Source organism: Luteolibacter sp. LG18 (assembly GCF_036322585.1).
Lineage (GTDB): Bacteria > Verrucomicrobiota > Verrucomicrobiia > Verrucomicrobiales > Akkermansiaceae > Luteolibacter.
The window spans coordinates 5,699,620-5,717,888 of record NZ_AP024600.1; the positions used below are offsets into that span (position 1 = coordinate 5,699,620).

The 18,269-nt window shown below is 63.3% G+C and carries 17 protein-coding genes and 1 other RNA gene; 15 read left to right on the top strand and 3 right to left on the bottom strand.

The annotated features are described in order from the left end of the window. Window positions 1-141 precede the first annotated feature (141 nt). Window positions 142-498: a transfer-messenger RNA gene (gene ssrA, locus llg_RS22615) on the bottom strand. A gap of 168 nt (window positions 499-666) precedes the next feature. Between ssrA and llg_RS22620 the strand changes: the two genes are divergently transcribed. The 15 genes from llg_RS22620 (at window position 667) to llg_RS22685 (ending at window position 15,853) form a co-directional block, all read left to right on the top strand. Continuing rightward, the gene (locus llg_RS22620; protein WP_211631804.1) at window positions 667-1,230 is read left to right on the top strand and encodes an elongation factor P; all 564 of its coding nucleotides are present in this window, start codon (window positions 667-669) and stop codon (window positions 1,228-1,230) included. 189 nt (window positions 1,231-1,419) lie between these two features. Next, window positions 1,420-3,177, top strand: coding sequence for a molybdopterin-dependent oxidoreductase (locus tag llg_RS22625; RefSeq protein ID WP_338287355.1), 1,758 nt, complete (start codon window positions 1,420-1,422; stop codon window positions 3,175-3,177). A gap of 35 nt (window positions 3,178-3,212) precedes the next feature. Continuing rightward, the gene (locus llg_RS23035) at window positions 3,213-3,608 is read left to right on the top strand and encodes a four helix bundle protein (protein WP_345789182.1); all 396 of its coding nucleotides are present in this window, start codon (window positions 3,213-3,215) and stop codon (window positions 3,606-3,608) included. A 29-nt stretch (window positions 3,609-3,637) separates the two neighbouring features. Next, window positions 3,638-4,903, top strand: a complete 1,266-nt coding sequence (locus tag llg_RS22630) for a complex I subunit 1 family protein (RefSeq protein WP_338287357.1) — start codon at window positions 3,638-3,640, stop codon at window positions 4,901-4,903. A gap of 44 nt (window positions 4,904-4,947) precedes the next feature. Next, on the top strand, window positions 4,948-5,514 hold the full coding sequence (locus llg_RS22635) for an NADH-quinone oxidoreductase subunit I (RefSeq protein ID WP_338287358.1): 567 nt from the start codon (window positions 4,948-4,950) through the stop codon (window positions 5,512-5,514). A gap of 14 nt (window positions 5,515-5,528) precedes the next feature. After that, complete coding sequence (locus llg_RS22640; RefSeq protein ID WP_338287359.1) at window positions 5,529-5,711, top strand: hypothetical protein; 183 nt, start codon at window positions 5,529-5,531, stop codon at window positions 5,709-5,711. A 23-nt stretch (window positions 5,712-5,734) separates the two neighbouring features. After that, on the top strand, window positions 5,735-6,313 hold the full coding sequence (locus llg_RS22645; RefSeq protein ID WP_338287360.1) for an NADH-quinone oxidoreductase subunit J: 579 nt from the start codon (window positions 5,735-5,737) through the stop codon (window positions 6,311-6,313). Window positions 6,314-6,363: 50 nt separating this feature from the next. Beyond that, on the top strand, window positions 6,364-6,684 hold the full coding sequence (nuoK, locus tag llg_RS22650; RefSeq protein WP_338287361.1) for an NADH-quinone oxidoreductase subunit NuoK: 321 nt from the start codon (window positions 6,364-6,366) through the stop codon (window positions 6,682-6,684). 180 nt (window positions 6,685-6,864) lie between these two features. Then, entirely contained in the window at window positions 6,865-7,269 is a 405-nt protein-coding gene (locus tag llg_RS22655) for a GxxExxY protein (RefSeq protein ID WP_338287362.1), read from the top strand. 10 nt (window positions 7,270-7,279) lie between these two features. Further along, on the top strand, window positions 7,280-9,112 hold the full coding sequence (nuoL, locus tag llg_RS22660) for an NADH-quinone oxidoreductase subunit L (protein ID WP_338287363.1): 1,833 nt from the start codon (window positions 7,280-7,282) through the stop codon (window positions 9,110-9,112). Window positions 9,113-9,154: 42 nt separating this feature from the next. Further along, the gene (locus llg_RS22665; RefSeq protein ID WP_338287364.1) at window positions 9,155-10,591 is read left to right on the top strand and encodes an NADH-quinone oxidoreductase subunit M; all 1,437 of its coding nucleotides are present in this window, start codon (window positions 9,155-9,157) and stop codon (window positions 10,589-10,591) included. A gap of 122 nt (window positions 10,592-10,713) precedes the next feature. Next, the gene (locus tag llg_RS22670; protein ID WP_338287365.1) at window positions 10,714-12,210 is read left to right on the top strand and encodes an NADH-quinone oxidoreductase subunit N; all 1,497 of its coding nucleotides are present in this window, start codon (window positions 10,714-10,716) and stop codon (window positions 12,208-12,210) included. Between the two features lie 135 nt (window positions 12,211-12,345). Next, window positions 12,346-13,962: an L-aspartate oxidase gene (nadB, locus tag llg_RS22675; RefSeq protein ID WP_338287366.1), complete on the top strand. Its 1,617-nt coding sequence runs from the start codon at window positions 12,346-12,348 to the stop codon at window positions 13,960-13,962. Window positions 13,963-14,198: 236 nt separating this feature from the next. Then, on the top strand, window positions 14,199-14,804 hold the full coding sequence (locus llg_RS22680; protein WP_338287368.1) for a PEP-CTERM sorting domain-containing protein: 606 nt from the start codon (window positions 14,199-14,201) through the stop codon (window positions 14,802-14,804). Window positions 14,805-14,929: 125 nt separating this feature from the next. After that, the gene (locus llg_RS22685; protein WP_338287369.1) at window positions 14,930-15,853 is read left to right on the top strand and encodes a hypothetical protein; all 924 of its coding nucleotides are present in this window, start codon (window positions 14,930-14,932) and stop codon (window positions 15,851-15,853) included. 33 nt (window positions 15,854-15,886) lie between these two features. On the opposite strand, the gene llg_RS22690 is transcribed toward llg_RS22685, so the two are convergent. Beyond that, complete coding sequence (locus llg_RS22690; protein WP_338287370.1) at window positions 15,887-17,116, bottom strand: MFS transporter; 1,230 nt, start codon at window positions 17,114-17,116, stop codon at window positions 15,887-15,889. Window positions 17,117-17,183: 67 nt separating this feature from the next. After that, window positions 17,184-18,227, bottom strand: a complete 1,044-nt coding sequence (locus llg_RS22695; protein WP_338287371.1) for a S66 peptidase family protein — start codon at window positions 18,225-18,227, stop codon at window positions 17,184-17,186. Window positions 18,228-18,269: the final 42 nt, after the last annotated feature.

An 18,269-nucleotide genomic window follows, 5' to 3' on the forward strand; every position in this document is an offset into this window, starting at 1 on the left:
AACCTCCATTCCAAAACCGCCGGACCACCGAACGCCCGCCTTTTCTTCAAAATTGCATCCCACGCGAGGTGCTAAGGATTTCTCCGGATGGGTTTCACCCAAAAAAGAGACCCTCAACAGCGTTACCTGTTGAGGGTCAAATGGTGGAGGCGAGGGGAGTCGAACCCCTGTCCGAAACGCCTTCAGCACTGGCTTCTACACGTTTAGTCCGCGGTCTGGTGTTTCGGAAGGACTGGGCCCGCGAACGGCGTTGTCTTTCCTAGAAACCTGTTTGATCTCGACCGGACGCCCGGTTACCCGGCTTCCAGCCCAGCCTGTTGAGTGTCGTCTTCTCCCTTAACAGGCGTCAGGGGTCGGACGTGGCCGTCAATTAAGCAGCCAATGCGAGCTCGTGAGAGTCTGCATTTATTTGTTTTGATCGGCTTTTCAAGAGGCCAACCGATCAACCTCCACGTGCCACCAGCGCGTCAAACATCCCGTCGAAACCGGAACGCCCCCGTTTGCTGTGTGGGGTGAGGATACACCGCCCGGACCGGGGTTCAACCGGAATCCACGGATCCAGGCCGCGGATTTTCCCGCGCCGATTGATTCTGAGCCATCTGCGGCGCGGAAAAAGCACTTCCGGCTTGCTTCGACCCGCTCCGCCGCCTATCCCCCGCGCCAGCCATGGCCTCAACGCCCGTCATCAACCTCCGCAAGGGACACGCCGTCCGCCACAACAACGAAGTCTGCGTCGTCGTCAGCCACGAGCTGAAGACCCCGCCGCGCATGGCCTCCTACGTCCAGATGTCGATCCGGAGCGTGGGCACCAAGAAGATCTTCAATCTCCGCCTGACCTCGAACGACTCGATGGAAGGCGTGCTGCTCGAGCGCATCCCGCACGAGTATTCCTACAAGGACAGCAGCGGCTACCACTTCCTCAACCCGGAAACCTACGAGGATGCCGCCGTGTTCGAGGACATCGTGGAGCCGGTGAAGGATTACCTCATGGAGGGTTCCATCTACACTCTTCTGTTCACCGACGGCACCGTGGCCTCGATCGACCTTCCGGCCTCGATGGTCATGACCGTCACCGAATCCTCGGAAGGCGTGAAGGGCGACTCCGCCAACAACGTCTACAAGCCCGCCACCATGGAAACCGGCCTGATCGTGCAGGTGCCGCTTTTCATCAACGTCGGCGAGAAGATCAACGTGAAGACCGAGGACAACAGCTACCTCGGCCGCGCCTGATCCCAGCCCAGCCCCATTTTCCAAAGCCGGACTCCAACAGGGGTCCGGCTTTTTTGTTGGATCTGTTGGACGGCGAACCCTTGCGCCTTGTGAAACTTTTCACAAAGTGGCTTGCCGGGACGCGGAGCGGCCACTCATAGTTTGGATCGAATCTGGCGGGCTACGTTCCCGTCCGGGACCCATCGAGCCATGAGCGAAAACCCTTCTGCCACCGCGGAAAAGAAGCTGCCCAAGGACCTTGCCGCTGAAAAGGGCATGGTCAACGTCCAGATCGACGGCGTTTGGCACCAGTTTCCCCGGGGAACGCGCATGATCGAGGCCTGTTCCCAGGCGAACATCCACGTCCCGCGCTACTGCTACCACCCGAAGCTCTCCGCTCCCGGCAACTGCCGCATGTGCCTCGTGCAGATGGGCATGCCCCCCCGCCCCGCCCCCGGCCAAGAGCCGGCGCGCGATGAGGATGGCTATGAGATCATCGGCTGGATGCCGCGCCCGGTGATCGCCTGCGCGAACACGGTGGGCGAGAACATGGGCATCCGCACCCAGGGCGAGCTGGTGGAGAAATGCCGCGAGGGGGTGATGGAGTTCCTGCTCATCAACCACCCGCTGGATTGCCCGATCTGCGACCAAGCCGGCGAGTGCCGCCTCCAGGAATTTTCCGTCGAACACGGCCGCGGTTCGTCCCGGTTCGTGGACATGAAGGTGAAGAAGCCGAAGAACGTGGACATCGGTCCGCGGGTCCGGCTCGACGACGAGCGTTGCATCATGTGCAGCCGCTGCATCCGCTTCATGGACGAGGTGGCCGGTGATCCGGTGCTCGGATTCACCCAGCGCGGCACCCACACCACCCTCACGGTCCATCCGGGCCGCCTGCTGGACAGCAACTACTCGCTGAACACGGTCGACATCTGCCCGGTCGGTGCGCTGACCTCCAATGACTTCCGCTTCCAGATGCGTGTCTGGTTCCTGAAGGAAACCAAGTCCATCGACGTCAACTGCGGCACCGGCACCAACATCATCGTCTGGGCCCGCGGCAACAAGGTCCACCGCATCACCCCGCGCCGGAACGACGAGGTGAACTCGACCTGGATGCCGGACTCGCACCGCCTGGCCTTCCACGCGCTGGATTCCGACGCCCGCCTGACCGAGCCGCTGGTGAAGGTCAGCGGACCGCACACGCCGCTGGCGTGGAAGAACGCGCTGGAGATCGCTGCAAACAACCTCAAGACTTTCCAGTCCGGCGAGATCGCCATCGTCGCCTCCGGCCGGATGACCAACGAGGAGCTTTTCATGGCCCGCGCACTGGCCGCCGAGATCGGCACCAATGCGCTGGCGATCGTGCCGCGCCACGGCGAGGCCGACACCCTGCTGGTCGCCGCCGACCGCAACCCGAACACGACCGGCGCGAAGCTGGTGTGGGAAACGGAGGACCCCGCCGCCGCGCTGGCCAGCATCCGCTACGGCCTCGACAACGGCTCGATCAAGGCGCTCATCGCCCTTGGCGAGGACCTGCTCGGCGACGCCGGGTTCACCCGCGAACAGGTCGGCAAGGCCACCTTCCTTCTCCAGATGGCCACCCTGGCCAACCCCACCGCCGAACTCGCCACCGTGGTGCTGCCGTCCGCCGGCTTCACCGAGAAGCGCGGCTCGATGGTCAATCTCTCCGGCCGTCTCCAGCGCCTCAACCGCGCCGTCGAACCGCCCGCGGGTGCCCGCGACGACTGGGAAATCCTCCGCGACCTCGTCCTCACGCTGAGTGGCGAGAAGAACGAGGTTCACATGATCGAGGACGTCTTCAAGGCCATGGCCGAGGCGATTCCCGCGTTCAATGGACTCTCCCTTTCCAAGATCGGCGACCAAGGCAAACCGGTCGTCGAAACCGGCTACCAAATCCCGCTTCTCGTGAACGAGCGCGCCCGCAAGGCCGCTGGCATCATTAATGGTTAAAGGCTAGAGGTTAAAAGTTATTGGAAAGAGAAGCGATGGACCACGAATCATTGAGGACATTCGAAGATCTGGAATGCTGGAAAGCATGCCGGGAACTTCGTGTTTTCGTGGCGAGGACCATTTGCAAAGCCCTCCCGAAGGAAGAGAGCTTCCGACTGGGCGACCAAATTCTACGAGCTGCACGGTCCAGCACAGCCAATATCGCCGAGGGCTACGGTCGCTTCCACTACCTCGATAATGCGAAGTTTTGCTCCAACGCCCGGGGTTCCTGCTGGGAAGTAGTAGACCACCTCATTACCGCCCATGACGAAGGCATCATCGCCACGGACATGCTTGAGCAAGGACGTGCTCTCGCGGCAACGGCCATCGCGCTGCTAAACGGCTACATTTCGTATCTCCGGCGTGCATCACGGGAAAGAGACACCCAATAACCTCTAACCCATAACGTCTAACTTTCCCCATGGACCCGCTTCTTCTCACCATCCTCATCACGCTGGCGAAAATCATCGGCCTGACGTTCCTCGTCGTGCTGCCGTTGGTGCCGATCTCGGTTTACTTCGAGCGCCGTTTCTCCGCGGTCATCCAGGACCGCGTCGGCCCGAACCGGGTTGGCATTCCGCTCAGCCTGATCGGTCTGAAGGACTTCTCGTTCGCCGGTCTGATCCAGCCGATGGCGGACGGCGTGAAGCTGTTCTTGAAAGAGGACTTCACCCCGACTCATGTCCGCAAGGCCTTCTACTGGCTGGCTCCGGTGCTGACCGTGGCCCCCTCCCTGATCACGCTGGCCGTGATCCCCTTCGGTTCCTCCATCACCCTTGGCGGACAGAAGATTGACCTCGCCATCGCCAACCTCGACGTCGGTCCGCTGTTCATCTTTTCGATCGCCTCGCTCTCGGTTTACGGCATCACGCTCGCCGGGTGGTCTTCGAACTCGAAGTTCCCGTTCATCGGCGGCGTGCGCTCCACGGCCCAGATGATCTCCTACGAAATCTGCCTCGGCCTCTCGATCATCCCGGTGCTGCTCTATTTCGGCGACCTGAACCTCGGCAAGATCGTCCAGGAACAGTCCGAGCACGGCTGGCTGCTGCTGCCGTTCTGGGGCCATGACGCGGCCCATCCGCTGTCCTCGAAGCTGCTGTTCTGGATCCCGGCTTTCATTTCCTTCCTGATCTTCACGATCTCGATCTTCGCGGAAACCAACCGCATGCCCTTCGACCTTCCGGAATGCGAAACCGAACTCGTCGGCGGCTACCACACGGAGTACTCCTCGATGAAGTTCGCGATGTTCTTCATGGGTGAATACGCCGCGATGGTGGTGGGCTCCGCGCTGATCATTACCCTTTTCTTCGGCGGCTGGTCGGCGGGCCCGCTCGACCCATACATCAACGATTTCTCGTTGTTCGGCGCCAAGCTCGGCGGACTGCTCCATCTGGCGGTATTCCTGACCAAGCTCATCGTCTTCATCCTGTTCTTCATCCTCGTCCGCTGGACGGTACCCCGCTTCCGCTACGACCAGCTCATGAAGCTCGGTTGGGTGATCTTCTTCGAAGCCGCGCTGGTGAACGTCTTCCTCGCCGCCCTCGTCATCGCCGCACCTTACCTTTCCGCCGGGATCATCGTCCTCGGGTTCATCCTGCTGGTGATCCTCTGCGCCGCCATCATCTGGGTGGCGAAGGTGTCCGAGGAGCCATCCAAACCCAACTCGGGCCTTCTTGGACAGAACTGACCCGGGTTTAGGATTTAGTGCTTTAGATTTTAAATTTTCTTCCCATGGCTGTCATCAAGGTCAAACGCCCGCAACTGAGCTTCGGTGAGAAGGTCTACTTCGGCGCGCTCATCAAGGGCTTCCTGCTCACGATGAAGCACGCCGTCGATTCGATGCGCGGCAAGTCCCGCGGCGCGAAGGAACTGGCCTCGTCCGGCCTCGGCGTGACGATGCAGTATCCGGAACAGAAGTGGGACGAGCATCTGCCGGAGCACTACCGCGGCGCACCCGCGCTGGTGACGGACGAGCAGGGCCGTGAGCGCTGCGTGTCCTGCCAGCTCTGCGAGTTCATCTGCCCGCCGAAGGCGATCAAGATCACCCCGAGCGAGATTCCCGCCGAGGACCAATGGGCGAAGGTCGAGAAGCGCCCGCTGGAGTTCGACATCGACATGATCCGCTGCATCTACTGCGGCATGTGCGAGGAAGTCTGCCCGGAGCAGGCCATTTTCCTGCGCAAGGACTACGCCATCACCGGCCTGACCCGGCAGGACATGGTCCACAACAAGAAGAAGCTCTACGAAATCGGCGGTGTCCGCGAGGGCCTCGTCAACAAGTGGAACGAGCTGAAGTAAGCACCCGACGACCCATGAAAGCGATCTCCTCCTCCATCGTGGTAGCGGCCGGCGTATACGCCATGACCCAATCCATGCCGCTTCTGGCCATGCGGGCGGGCGGCGTCCTCCCGAGCCTCTTCGCTTTCGCAGCGTCCCTCGTGGTCATCGGCCTTGGGCTGACCGGCTGGTGGGCATCCTTGAAATACGACCGCTGAGATCCCTTTCCCCCATCACTCCCATGCCTTCCCCACTCTTCTGGATCTTCGCCCTGCTGATGCTGATCGGCGGCGTGGCCGTCCTCTGCTTCCGCAACCCGGTCTCGAGCGCGCTGTCGATGGTGGTGTCGTTCGTCGGCATCGCCGGCCTGTTCGTCGGGTTGGACGCCTACTTCACCGGCATCATCCAGATCCTGGTCTACGCGGGCGCGATCATGGTGTTGTTCCTGTTCATCATCATGCTGCTGGACCTCAAGGACGAGGTGAAGCGCAAGACGCGGATCGCGCCGATCGCTGCCGGGCTGGTGCTGGTGCTGGCCTTCGTCATCCAACTCGCGGGCGTGCTTTCCAGCACTCCGGACGTGCAGGCCCATAAGCTCGATCTCGCCAAGGGCGCTGCTTACTACGCGGAGCAAAAGAGCCCGAAGATCGCCGAGTCGCTCGCCCCGCAGGACCCGACCAAACCGGCGAAACTCCCGGACGTCCACATCGTCGGCCAGACCCTCTTCACCGGCTACAATCTGCCGCTCCAGATCCTCGGCGTGCTGCTGCTGGTCTCCACCGTCGGCGTGGTGGTCCTCTCCAAGCGGCAAACCACCTAACTGACTCTTCCGTTTAGGATTTTGGATTTAGTGCTTAGTGCTTTCCCCATATGGCCAGTCTTCACCAATACCTGCTCGTCTCAGGCCTCCTGTTCGCCATCGGCTTGGCGGGCGTCGTGCTGCGCCGGAACATCATCATCGTGTTCATGTGCCTGGAGCTGATGCTCAGCGCCGCGAACCTCTCGCTGATCGCATTCTCCCGCTTCCACACCGCGAAGACCGGCCTGCCCGATCCCGCCGCCCAGATGCTGGTGTTCTTCGTGATCACCGTGGCGGCCGCCGAGGTCGCCGTCGGCCTCGCCATCATCGTCGCCCTCTACCGCGCCAGACAGACGATCCACACGGACGATCTGACGTCGATGAGAGGCTGACAAAACCGAGATTCGAACCGCTTTTTTGAAATTCGAAACAGAAACCACTGATTACACTGATTTACTGATTAAGAAAAACAGAAGATCTCAAACCTGAGTCCCTGCATTCCCTCTTCCTCTTAAAATCAGTTAATCAGTGTAATCAGTGGCCATCCCGACTCCCGCCTAGCAAGCCTCGCCATGTCCTTCGACTCCACCCAGTATCCGCATTCAAGGCTCACCGAGAAGATCATCGGTGCGGCGATGACGGTGCATCGCACGCTCGGACCGGGGTTGGACGAAAAGATTTACGAGAACGCGCTTTGTTTGGAACTAGCCGAACAATCCCTCGGGTTTTCCCAGCAGGAACAGTTCCCAGTTTTTTATAGAGGTCGCATCGTCGGCAAGCTGATCGCCGATCTAATCATCGAAAACAAGGTGATCGTCGAAGCCAAGGTCGTGGACCGCATCGCGGATGTCCATGTCGCCCAAACGCTCAGCTATCTGAGCATCACCGGACTGAAGGTCGGTCTCGTTCTCAATTTCAAGCCCGTGTCACTGGCCTTCAAACGAGTCGCCAACATCTACTTGGACACCATTTCTTAAAGTTCGACCCATGACCTTAGCCTGGATCCTTCTCTTCCTCCCGCTCGTTGTTGCGGCGGCCAACCAGCTGTTCCTGAAGCGGACCGGCCTCGCGCACCTGGCATCGGTGGCTTCGGCCGCGGCCACGTTCGTCATCGCCGTCCTGCTGCTGGGCAAGACCGGTTCGCCCGATCCCATCAAGTGGGCGACGATCGGCGACTTCTCGGTCGAGATCGGCATCACCTTGGACAAGCTGTCCACCGGCATGATGATCGTGGTCACGGGCGTGGGCCTGCTGGTGCACATTTTCTCGCTGGCCTACATGAAGGACGATGAGGCGAAGGCGCGCTATTTCACCGGTCTCTCTCTGTTCATGTTCTCGATGACCGGCATCGTGCTGTCATCGAACTTCATCATGACCTTCATCTTCTGGGAACTGGTCGGCCTGAGCTCCTACCTGCTCATCGGTCACTGGTACCAGAAGGATTCCGCCGCGGATGCCGCGAAGAAGGCCTTCATCACCAACCGCATCGGCGACTTCGGCTTCATGGCCGGCATCCTCATGCTGTGGGGCATCACCGGCGCGCTGACCTTCGACAAGATGCACGCGGGCGTCCTCGCCTTCCAGTCGGCCAATCCCGCGATCTTCGCCTGCGTGATCTCCACCGCCCTGCTGTGCGTGTTCTGCGGCGCGGTCGGCAAGTCCGCCCAACTCCCGCTCCACGTCTGGCTGCCGGACGCGATGGAAGGCCCGACCCCCGTTTCAGCCCTGATCCACGCCGCGACGATGGTGGCGGCGGGCGTTTACATGCTCTTCCGCGTGCAGCTCTCCCTCGAGCTGCCGGAGGAACTCCTCCACACCCTCGTTTCCAGCAAGGTGATCGCCTGGACCGGTGGTCTGACCGCGCTCGCCGCGGCGCTGATGGCTACCCAGCAGGACGACATCAAGCGCGTGCTGGCCTACTCCACCCTCTCCCAGCTCGGCTACATGGTCATGGCCGTGGGCCTCGTGGCCGGTGAGGCGGGGATGTTCCACCTCTTCACCCACGCCTGGTTCAAGGCCCTCCTGTTCCTCGGCTCCGGCGCGGTCATCTATGCCTGCCACCACGAACAGGACATCTGGAAGATGGGCGGCCTGCTGAAGAAAATGCCGATCACCGGCATCACCTTCGCCCTCGGCACCGCGGCCCTCATCGCCGTGCCCTTCGTGACCTCCGGCTTCTACTCGAAGGAAGAAATCCTCGCCGCCGCCTACGGCAACAACAAGGCGCTGTTCGGCATCGCCGTGTTCGTGGCCTTCCTGACCACCTTCTACATGACCCGCGCCTTCGTGGTGGCCTTCCTCGGCAAGGCCCGCTCGGAGAACGCCGACCACGCCCACGAGGTCGGCCCGCTGATGTGGCTGCCGCTGGTCCTGCTCGCCGCCATGGCCATCTGCTCTGGCTTCGGTTGGATCAATGGTCCGCTGAACGCGATCAAGCCGCACGCCCACGAGCACGCCGAAGGCCACGCGCTGATCCTCGGAGCCTCCATTGGTTCCCTGATCCTCGGCCTGCTTGCCGGCTTCGTCCTCTACAACGGCAAGGACAAGGACCCGGTGGCGATCCCGCTGTTCCGCAACCGCTTCTACATCGACAGCTTCTACGACAATTTCGTGGTCCGCTTCTTCACCGACGCCTTCGCCGCGTTCGTCCACTTCTTCGACCGCTTCCTGATCGACGGCCTCGGGGTCGGTGGCCTGAGCCGTCTCGCCGAAACCTTCGGCAACGGGTTCCGCCGCATCCAGTCCGGCAACCTCCAGGGCTACGCCTTCTTCTTCGGTCTCGGCGTGATCGCCGTCATCTACTTCACCGTGTTCTACTGAAGCCGCTGAAAATCGAATCCTGAACACCAGCCATCCCATCCGATGCTCGCGCTTCTCGTCCTCCTTCCGGTTCTCGGCTTCATCGCCATCCTCTGCGGTGCCCCGGCACGCCTGACTGCCATCGCCGCCTCGTTGGCGAACCTGGCCATCGGCCTTGCCGCCGCGCTCTCGCCCAAGGCCACTTGTTGGGCCGCGTCGTTCACGGTGCTGAAAATGCCGGAGCTTCACCTGTCCTTCGGCCTGATCGACGGCATGAGCGTGGTGATGATCCTGCTTTCCGTGATCGTCACGCTGGCCGCCGTGCTCACCGGCAAAGCCCCCGAGGGCAAGGACAAGCTCTGGTATGGCTCTTCCTTGCTGATCTCCGCGGGCGCGCTCGGGGCCTTCGCCGCCACCGACCTGTTCTTCTTCTACGCCTTCCATGAGCTGGCGCTGATCCCCACCTTCCTGATGATCGGCATGCTTGGCCGCGGCGACCGCAAGGACGCCGCCTGGAAGATCACCATCTACCTCGGCCTCGGCTCGATCATCCTGCTGGCCGGTCTGGTCTGGCTGGCGAACGTCACCGGCACCTACGACATCCAGAAGATGCTCGCCAACAAGGTCGCCATCGACCCGGCGGTGCAGAAAGGCATCGCCGCCCTGCTGCTGGTCGGCTTCGGCACGCTGGTCTCGCTCTTCCCCTTCCACTCCTGGGCCGCTCCGGCCTATGCCAGTGCTCCGGCCCCGACCTCGATGCTGCACGCGGGCGTCTTGAAGAAGTTCGGCCTCTACGGCCTGCTCCGCCTCGCGATGCCGCTGCTGCCCGAGGGCATGCACGCCTGGCTCACTCCGCTGTTGGTCCTGCTGCTCGGCAACATCCTGTGGGTCGGCTACGTGACCGTCAGCCAGAAGCGGATCGACACCATGCTCGGCAACTCCTCGGTGATGCACATGGGCTACATCTTCCTGGCCATCGCCGCGCTCGCCGCCAGCCCGGCCGCCAACACCATCGCCTTGCCCGCCGCCGTGACCCTGATGTTCGCGCATGGCATCTCGATCGCCCTGCTGTTCTCGCTCACCGACAAGATCGAGCGCGCCACTGGATCCCTCGATCTCTCGGACCTCGGCGGCCTCGGCCGCGCCACCCCGCGCCTGGCCTTCATCTTCGGCCTCGCTGCCATGGCCTCGATCGGCCTGCCCGGTCTCGCCAACTTCTCCGGTGAAGTCCTCGTCTTCCTCTCCGCCTTCCAGAACTACAACCCCGCCGCCGGTCTCGGCCCGGTCCAGATCGCCTGCATCCTCGCCATCTGGGGCGTGGTGATCAGCGCGGTCTACATGCTCCGCGCCTACCGCCAGATCTTCCAAGGCCTGTCCGTGCCGATCACCAAGTCCGCCGCCGACCTCACCCTCTGCGAGCGCATCCCGGCGGTGCTGCTGGTGGTGGCGCTGTTGGCCGTCGGGCTGTATCCGAACCTACTGCTGGATCTGCTTCGCTGATCAAATCCTAAATCCAAAGCACTAAATCCTAAACAAAGACCCTTACAGCACGCGCGTTCACAAACGACCTCTTCCTCTTCGTTTAGGATTTTAGATTTAGTGCTTAGAGCTTTCCCATCCCCATGCCCGCTTACTACCTCGAAGCCCTGACCGTCGCGCTCGGCATCCTCCTGCTGATGGCCGAGGCGTTTTCCTCGAACCGCTCGAAAGCCTGGGTCGGCGGCGCGGCCGCGGTCGGGCTGGGATTGATTCTCGTGGCCCTGTTCTGCGCGGTCGGGCCGGAGGCGAAACCGGACGCGGCCTGGGCGAAATGGCCGCTGTGGAACTTCTACAGCTTCGATTCGCTCGCTCGCTTCTACAAGGGCTTCGCGCTGGTCTCCACCCTGCTGGTGGTGCTGCTTTCGATCGACTTCCGCTCCGTGCTCGCGCGCTTCACCGATCACCCGGGCTCCGAATCCGGCACCGGTGAGTTCTACGCGCTGCCGGTCTTCGCCTGCGCGGGCATGATGTGGATGGCCTCCGCCAAGGACCTCGCCGGTGCCTTCGTGGCGCTGGAGCTGGTGACGATCACCTTCTACATCTTGGTGGCCTACATGCGCCGCAATGTCGGTTCGCTGGAGGCAGGCGTTAAATACCTCATCCTCGGCGCGCTCAGCACCGGCTTCCTCGTTTACGGCATCGCCTGGATCTACGGCACCACCGGCACGATGAGCCTGGCGGGCATCAGCCAGTGGATCAGCTCCCAGCCGTCCGTGCAGGAACCCGGCCAGAGCTACCTGCCGCTGCTCTTCGGCATCGCGCTGGTGATGGTGTCGCTTGGCTTCAAGGTCGGCGCCACGCCGATGCAGGTGTGGATCCCGGACGTCTATCAGGGTGCTCCCACCCCGACCACCGCCTTCCTCTCCGTCGGCTCGAAGGCCGCGGGCTTCATCCTGCTCATTCGTTTCCTCCAGCCCTTCCTCGCCCCGGAGTCGCCGGTGCGCGGCCCGGTGCTGGTGCTGCTGCTGGTGCTCGCCTGCCTGACGCTGGTCTTCGGCAACCTCGCCGCGATCCCGCAAACGAACTTCAAGCGCCTGCTGGCCTACTCCTCGATCGCCCACGCCGGATTCCTCCTGCTGGCGCTCGCCGCCTGGAACACCGACGAAGCCAACCTGCTCGGCTCGGTGAAGACGGTGTCCTTCTACCTCGCCACCTACCTGCTGATGACGCTCGGCACCTTCTTCGTGCTCGGCCAGATCCGCATCCAGAGCGAGGGCGAGCGCATCGAGGACTTCAACGGCCTCGGCCAGCGCAACCCGCTGCTCGCGCTCGCCGTGACCGTCCTGCTCGCCGCGCTGGCGGGCGTGCCGCTCACCGCCGGGTTCTACGGCAAGTTCTTCGTCTTCTCGCTGGCCGTGAAACAGCAGCTCTGGAGCGGCGTCGGCCTCGGCTTCATCGCCGCGGCGGCCGGCTTCTACTACTACTTCAAAACGATCCGCGCGATGTGGTGGCAGCCGTCCGCCGAAGGCGCGAAGGCCCTGGTCCTGCCGACCGTCACCCGCGTGGTGGTCGCCGTGCTGACCGTGCTGGTCCTGCTCCTCGGCGTGTGGCCGCAGCCGGTGCTGTGGCTGCTGGGCTGATCCGGCCTCCCAAATTTGAAATCTCATGTCGAACAAGGCCCCGGGGTTCAGCGCCCCGGGGCCTGTTCCTTTGGTGGAGAGTGACAAATTTGCCTTTCCCGGCAGGGAGTTGCCTCCAATGCTTCCCGCCACCCCATGACCGCCGACTTCCTTGTCATCGGCACCGGCATCGCCGGACTGAGTTTCGCGATCCGGGCCGCCAGGCACGGATCGGTCATCGTGCTCGCCAAGGGCGGCGTCTATGAATCCAACACCGCCTGGGCCCAGGGCGGCATCGCCTCGGTGCTGCCACCCGGCTTCTGCGACGATGGAGACACGATCGAGAAGCACGTGGCCGACACCCTCGACGCCGGCGCGGGGCTTTGCGACGAAGCGGCCGTCCGCACCATCGTGGGGGAAGGCGCGGCCACCATCGACGACCTGACCGGCTACGGCGTGGCCTTCGACCGGGAGAACGGCCACTACCAGCTCGGCAAGGAAGGCGGCCACTCGCAGCGCCGCATCCTCCACGCCCGCGACACCACCGGCCGGGAAATCGCCCGCGCGCTGGTGGAACAGGCGCGGAAGACCCCGAACCTCACCATTCTCGAGCACCACTACGCCATCGACCTGATCACCACCGCCAAGCTCGGCGCGGTGATCGACGACCGCGTGCTGGGTGCCTACGTCCTGGACCGCCGCAGCGGCGCGGTCCGCGTCTTCCGCTCCGACCGCGTGGTGCTCGCCACCGGCGGCTGCGGCAAGGTCTACCTCTACACCACCAACCCGGACGCCTCGACCGGCGACGGCGTAGCGATGGCGTGGCGGGCCGGGGCGAACGTGGCGAACATGGAGTTCATCCAGTTCCACCCGACCTGTTTCTACAACCCCGCGGCCACCGGCCCCGAGGCCCGCTCCTTCCTCGTCAGCGAGGCGGTGCGCGGCGAGGGCGGCGTGCTGATCAACGCCAAGGGCGAGGATTTCACCAAGAAGAGCGACCCGCGCGGCTCGTTGGCGCCGCGCGACATCGTGGCCCGGGCGATCGACCGCGAGATCAAGCGCACCGGCGCGCCCTGCGTCTATCTGGACGTCACGCACAAGCCCGCCGGGTTCATGCGGGAGCACTTCCCCTTCATCCACGAGACCCTGCTCAAATACGGGATCGACTGCGAGAAACAGCCGATCCCGGTGGTGCCCGCGGCCCACTACCAGTGCGGCGGCGTGGTCACCGATGTCGACGGCAAGACCAGCGTCCGCGGCCTCTACGCCATCGGCGAGGTCGCCTGCACCGGCCTCCACGGCGCGAACCGCCTGGCCTCGAACTCGCTGTTGGAGGGCAATGTCGTCGCCCGCCGCGCGCTGGAGGAGATGCTCAAGTTCTACTCCCCCGGTAAACCGCACGAGGACGAGCCGCCCGAGATCCCGGAATGGCACCACGGCGACGTGGCCGAGCCCGACGAGCTGGTGGTCATCTACCACAACTGGGACGAGATCCGCCGCCTGATGTGGGACTATGTCTCCATCGTCCGCACCGAGAACCGCTTGCGCCGCGCCGCCGCCCGGCTCCGGAACCTGAAGAAGGAAGTCCGCGAGTTCTATTGGGGCCACCGGGTCAACGCCGACATTCTCGAGCTGCGGAACCTGGTGGCCGTGGCGGGATTGATCGTGGACTGCGCCATCCGCCGGAAGGAATCCCGCGGCCTGCATTTCACCCTCGACCACCCGCAGGCGGTCGAACGGCAGAAGCGGGATACCATGTTGCGGAAGTTCTAACGTCGGCTGGTTTCAGCGGCAATGGCTGCGCATATTTTCCGATATTCCTGCATGATGATAAGGCTGCCTTAATTATCATCGGGAAGGGATAGCACGGATTCAGACAAATCGAACACCGTCACAATCTACTCATTTCGAGTAACTTGTGATAACAGAATCCGTATTTCCACGGCATTCCCGGTCCTTGGGCTTGATCCGGGGTGGGGTCTAACGTTTCACTACGACCCTCCCCCCACATGAAAACGAAACTGCTGCTAGGCGTGGCAGCGATCGCTGCGGCCGTGCTGTCTGGCCGATCCCACGCCCAAACCCTCCAGGCGCATCTCATCGATGCGAGCCCGCAGATCTTGGTGTCCGTCACTTTCGACGGCAATCCAAGCCACGCCGAGGCCCAGAACGCCGGCCAATTGAATTTCGACTTCGGCCCCGCCTTCTGCGTGGAGCCGCTGGCCGGCCTCTCGTATGGCGAGACGCTGGTCTACGACATCCAGAGCCCGCAGTCGCTGGCCCAGTATGACACGATCTCGCGCCTCGTCGGCGGCTACCTCGCCTCCGGCAAGACCGACATCGATGCCGCCGCGGTGCAGGCCGCGATCTGGGAAGTGGTGATGGGCGACAATGGCAACCTCTCCACTGGCAATGTGAAGCTGCTCGATTCGCCCGCGGTGGTGACGGCAGCCAACAACTACCTGGCCAATGTGGCCACGTACACCCCGGTGACCCTCACCTACCTGACGAACAACACCCGCCAGGACGTGGTGACCTGGAGCACCGTGCCGGAACCCAGCTCCGTGCTGCTTCTCGGCCTCGCCTCGCTAACTGTTCTTCGCCGGAAACGCTGAAGCGGCGGGCATTCCACGGCCGGCGGGCCTCTAACCACCGGCTTTTGCCTTGCGCCAAATCGCGGAATCCGGAGAATGCAGCACTCATTGGCAACCCTAACGGGGTTGCCCGGACGTCCCTCCGCATGATCACGACCCGTACCCAACTCGCCGTGACCCTCCCGCTGCTCCTCGCGGCGGGTTCTTTTTCGCAAGCCCAGACGGCTGCGACGGCTAGCGGTGTTCCCCGGGTGATCGTGCCGACCAGTCCCCAGCCCAGTGTGGGCACCGCCACCTCCGGCGCCGCCCCGCGCGTGGTCATCCCGACCAGCAACCTTTCCGCCGCCCCGGCCCGCCCGGTCGACCCCACCGCCCGGGTGCTCTATCCGTGGCGCATGTCGGTGACGGCCACCGTGTTCTGGGTCGGCGAACTGCCGTCGCAGAACAACCCCACACCGAACACCAAATCCTCGTGGGACCAGGCGTGGTCCTCGAACTTCGGTGGCTATGACGACCCCGAGCCGTCCGGCCGGGTCGCGGATTTCAAGACCGGGGATTTCCGCCCGAAGTCCTTTTCACCGAAGCTGAACCCCTTCTACATCGCGTTGCCCTACAACGACGTGATCAGCTCGACGATCCACAAGCCCGAAGCGAGCAAGGTGATCCCGTGGTTCAGCCGCCTCAGCCCGGAACCGGGCAAGACGGTCTGCAAGGGCCGCTGGCTCCAGATCTACTACAACAACCGCAGTTGCTACGCCCAATGGGAGGACTGCGGCCCGTGGGTGACCGACGATTGGGAATACGTCTTCGGCAACAAGCCGCCGAAGAACACCTCCAACCAGTCCGCGGGCATCGATATTTCCCCGTCCGTGCGCGACTACCTCGGCGTCGCCTCGGGCCAAAAGGTCCACTGGCGCTTCGTGGAAGCCGGCCAGGTGCCCTACGGTCCGTGGAAAAAATACGGCCAGGACAACGCCACCGATCCGAATCTGGAAGCCCAGCGCAAGTATCTCGAATACCTCCGCAAGCTGCGCGACGAGGAGTTCCAGAAGAAACCGATCGGACAGTAAGCCGCACCCGGCGGACAGACGTGGGCGTTCGCGCTACTTTTCAGCTGGGGCCTCATTGGCCGTCACGCCCTTGTAGAGCGTGGCGAAAATCACCAGGCAGAGCAACAGGATGCCAGAAAGCACGGCCCAGAACAGGGTCCAGCCGCCGCTGCCACCGATCACCGCGAGGCGGTAGAGGTAGCCGACGAACAGAGTCCCGGTGAGGGTTCCGACTCCCGCCGACATCAGGGTGAGCAGCCCCTGGGCCTGTCCGCGGAGCCCCGGCGGCACCCGCCGGTCCAGGAAGATCTGGGCGGTGATAAAATAGAACGTGTAGGCGATCCCGTGGAGCGAGACCCCAGCGATCAGCCAGCCCCGGACACTGTTGGCCCCGGCCACCGTGAAACAAACGAAGCGGGCAAGCGTGAGCCCAAGCGCCCAGATCAGCACGGTTTTCACCCGGCAACGCGCCATCACCGCGCCCACGAATACCATCGCGCCCACCTCCGACCACTGGCCGAGTGTCATCGTGCCGGACGCGTGGAGATCCCCCAGCGCCTCCAGATGGCGGGGCACGAACATGTAGAACGCCGACATCGGCACCGATAGCAGCGCCGTGGTGAGGAAAAACACGAAGTGGTCCCGCTCCTTCAGCAGGCTGAAGGCCTCGAGGCCCAACAGGCTGGTCCACGAGCGGCTTTTCGAGGTCGGATGGGTCGCAGGCAGCAGGAAGGCGATGAGGCCGAGCATCACCCGGGTGATCACGGACGCGTAGCCGGAGGTCGAGGAGCGATCGCCATGGAGCAGATAGCTGGTCGCCAGCCCGGCCACCATCCAACCGATGGTGCCGCCGAGGCGGACCAGCGGGAACTGGCGCTCGCCGTGTTTCAGGTGGGTGAGCGCCACCATGGTGCCGAGCCCCCACATCGGACCGGCGAACAGGGCGTGGAGGGCGAGGAAGCCGATGAACCACCACGTGTTCCAGCCATGATCGAGCGACCAAAAGGCCACCAGCAACAGGCCTGCGCTGGTCATGGCAATGATGCCGAGCAAACGCTCTGCACGGATCCGCTGGTCCGCGAGGGCTCCGGCGATCAGCGGCGACACCATCGCGGCGCAGGGCGACACCATGAAGGCGAGCGTGATCCACTCCCCCAGCCCCTTGGCATTGAGGATATTGGTCAGGGCGGCACCCCAGAAGCCCGGCGACAGGCCGAGGAAAAAGCACATCACCCACATCATCGGGAACACCGGATAGCGGGAGGAAGGTGCGTCGTCGGCCACGGGGCGACGCTAGGATTCAAGCGCCGCCGGACAATCCTGGAATCGAGGAAGTTCGGAAATGCCTGCGTCAGATAAACCGCTGCACCACGCTGGCCGCTCCTTCCGACCACTCCACGCGGGCCAGCGCGCCATTGACCAACACCATTTGGGGTGGACGGTGGCCAATGTCGGCATCGATCAGCACCGGCACGGACAGGTCCCCGACCACCGATTCGACCGCCTCCCGATAGCCCAGTTCACCGACACCGGAAACGTCCGGTCCAGCCGATCGCCCCAACACCAGTCCGCGGACGCCCTCGAACCAACCGGCGAGCCGCAGTTGCCAGAGCGAACGCACGACCTCGACGGGGGCCAGTCCGCAATTTTCCAGGAACACGATCACGCCGTCCTGCCGGTGGCGCTCCAGAAAGGCTGGCACATGGCCGTAGGGGGTGCCCGCGAGATGCACCACGGTATCGAGGCAGCCGCCGATCAAGCGCCCGGAAAACCGGCACGGCGTTTGGTCGCCGAGACGTTTCCACTCAACCGGCTCGGTGAGGTTGAACTTCGCGTCCATCTGCGCCTCGTAGGGAATGTAATCGACTTGATAGCGCTCGAAGCTCCGCTGGCTGAACCTCGCTCCGGCTTCGCTGCCCAGCATCTCGAACGCCGTCTCCCAAACGCTGGCCACTTGATCGCGCACCAGATCCATCAGGCCGGGACCGTGGGCCGTGGCGATGCCGGTGGTCGCCGTGATGGCGAGAAGCAGCGTCGAGATGTCCGAATAGCCCATCACCCATTTCGGAGTCGCCGCCAATGAAGTGAAATCCAAATGGGGTAGCATCCCGATCAGCAACTCTCCACCCCACGGCGGGATGATCGCGCCGACCTGAGGATCATTCCAGAGAGCGGTGAAATCGGCGGCCCGCTGCTGCGGAGTGCCGCTGACGTGCTGGTGATCGGCGCGCAGGCACTTTCCCTCGATCACGCCGTAGCCCGCGGCGCGGAGCTGGCCTTCGATCAGCTCCAGCCGCTGGAGATGGGATTCCACCACCACTCCGCTGGAAGGCGCAGTGATGCCGATCGCGTGGCCTGTGCGAAGCGGTTTCGGAAAGTGGATGGTGGAGTCCATGGTGCGGGAGAGCGGAGGAAAAGACGCCGCTTGGCTTCCCTT

Coding starts and splice junctions, on each gene's coding strand:
- nadB (WP_338287366.1), top strand. CDS start 12,346: ATGACCGCCGACTTCCTTGTCATCGGCACCGGCATCGCCGGACTGAGT.
- nuoK (WP_338287361.1), top strand. CDS start 6,364: ATGGCCAGTCTTCACCAATACCTGCTCGTCTCAGGCCTCCTGTTCGCC.
- llg_RS22620 (WP_211631804.1), top strand. CDS start 667: ATGGCCTCAACGCCCGTCATCAACCTCCGCAAGGGACACGCCGTCCGC.
- llg_RS22665 (WP_338287364.1), top strand. CDS start 9,155: ATGCTCGCGCTTCTCGTCCTCCTTCCGGTTCTCGGCTTCATCGCCATC.
- nuoL (WP_338287363.1), top strand. CDS start 7,280: ATGACCTTAGCCTGGATCCTTCTCTTCCTCCCGCTCGTTGTTGCGGCG.
- llg_RS22685 (WP_338287369.1), top strand. CDS start 14,930: ATGATCACGACCCGTACCCAACTCGCCGTGACCCTCCCGCTGCTCCTC.
- llg_RS22670 (WP_338287365.1), top strand. CDS start 10,714: ATGCCCGCTTACTACCTCGAAGCCCTGACCGTCGCGCTCGGCATCCTC.
- llg_RS22645 (WP_338287360.1), top strand. CDS start 5,735: ATGCCTTCCCCACTCTTCTGGATCTTCGCCCTGCTGATGCTGATCGGC.
- llg_RS22695 (WP_338287371.1), bottom strand. CDS start 18,227: ATGGACTCCACCATCCACTTTCCGAAACCGCTTCGCACAGGCCACGCG.
- llg_RS22635 (WP_338287358.1), top strand. CDS start 4,948: ATGGCTGTCATCAAGGTCAAACGCCCGCAACTGAGCTTCGGTGAGAAG.
- llg_RS22640 (WP_338287359.1), top strand. CDS start 5,529: ATGAAAGCGATCTCCTCCTCCATCGTGGTAGCGGCCGGCGTATACGCC.
- llg_RS22625 (WP_338287355.1), top strand. CDS start 1,420: ATGAGCGAAAACCCTTCTGCCACCGCGGAAAAGAAGCTGCCCAAGGAC.
- llg_RS22630 (WP_338287357.1), top strand. CDS start 3,638: ATGGACCCGCTTCTTCTCACCATCCTCATCACGCTGGCGAAAATCATC.
- llg_RS23035 (WP_345789182.1), top strand. CDS start 3,213: ATGGACCACGAATCATTGAGGACATTCGAAGATCTGGAATGCTGGAAA.
- llg_RS22655 (WP_338287362.1), top strand. CDS start 6,865: ATGTCCTTCGACTCCACCCAGTATCCGCATTCAAGGCTCACCGAGAAG.
- llg_RS22680 (WP_338287368.1), top strand. CDS start 14,199: ATGAAAACGAAACTGCTGCTAGGCGTGGCAGCGATCGCTGCGGCCGTG.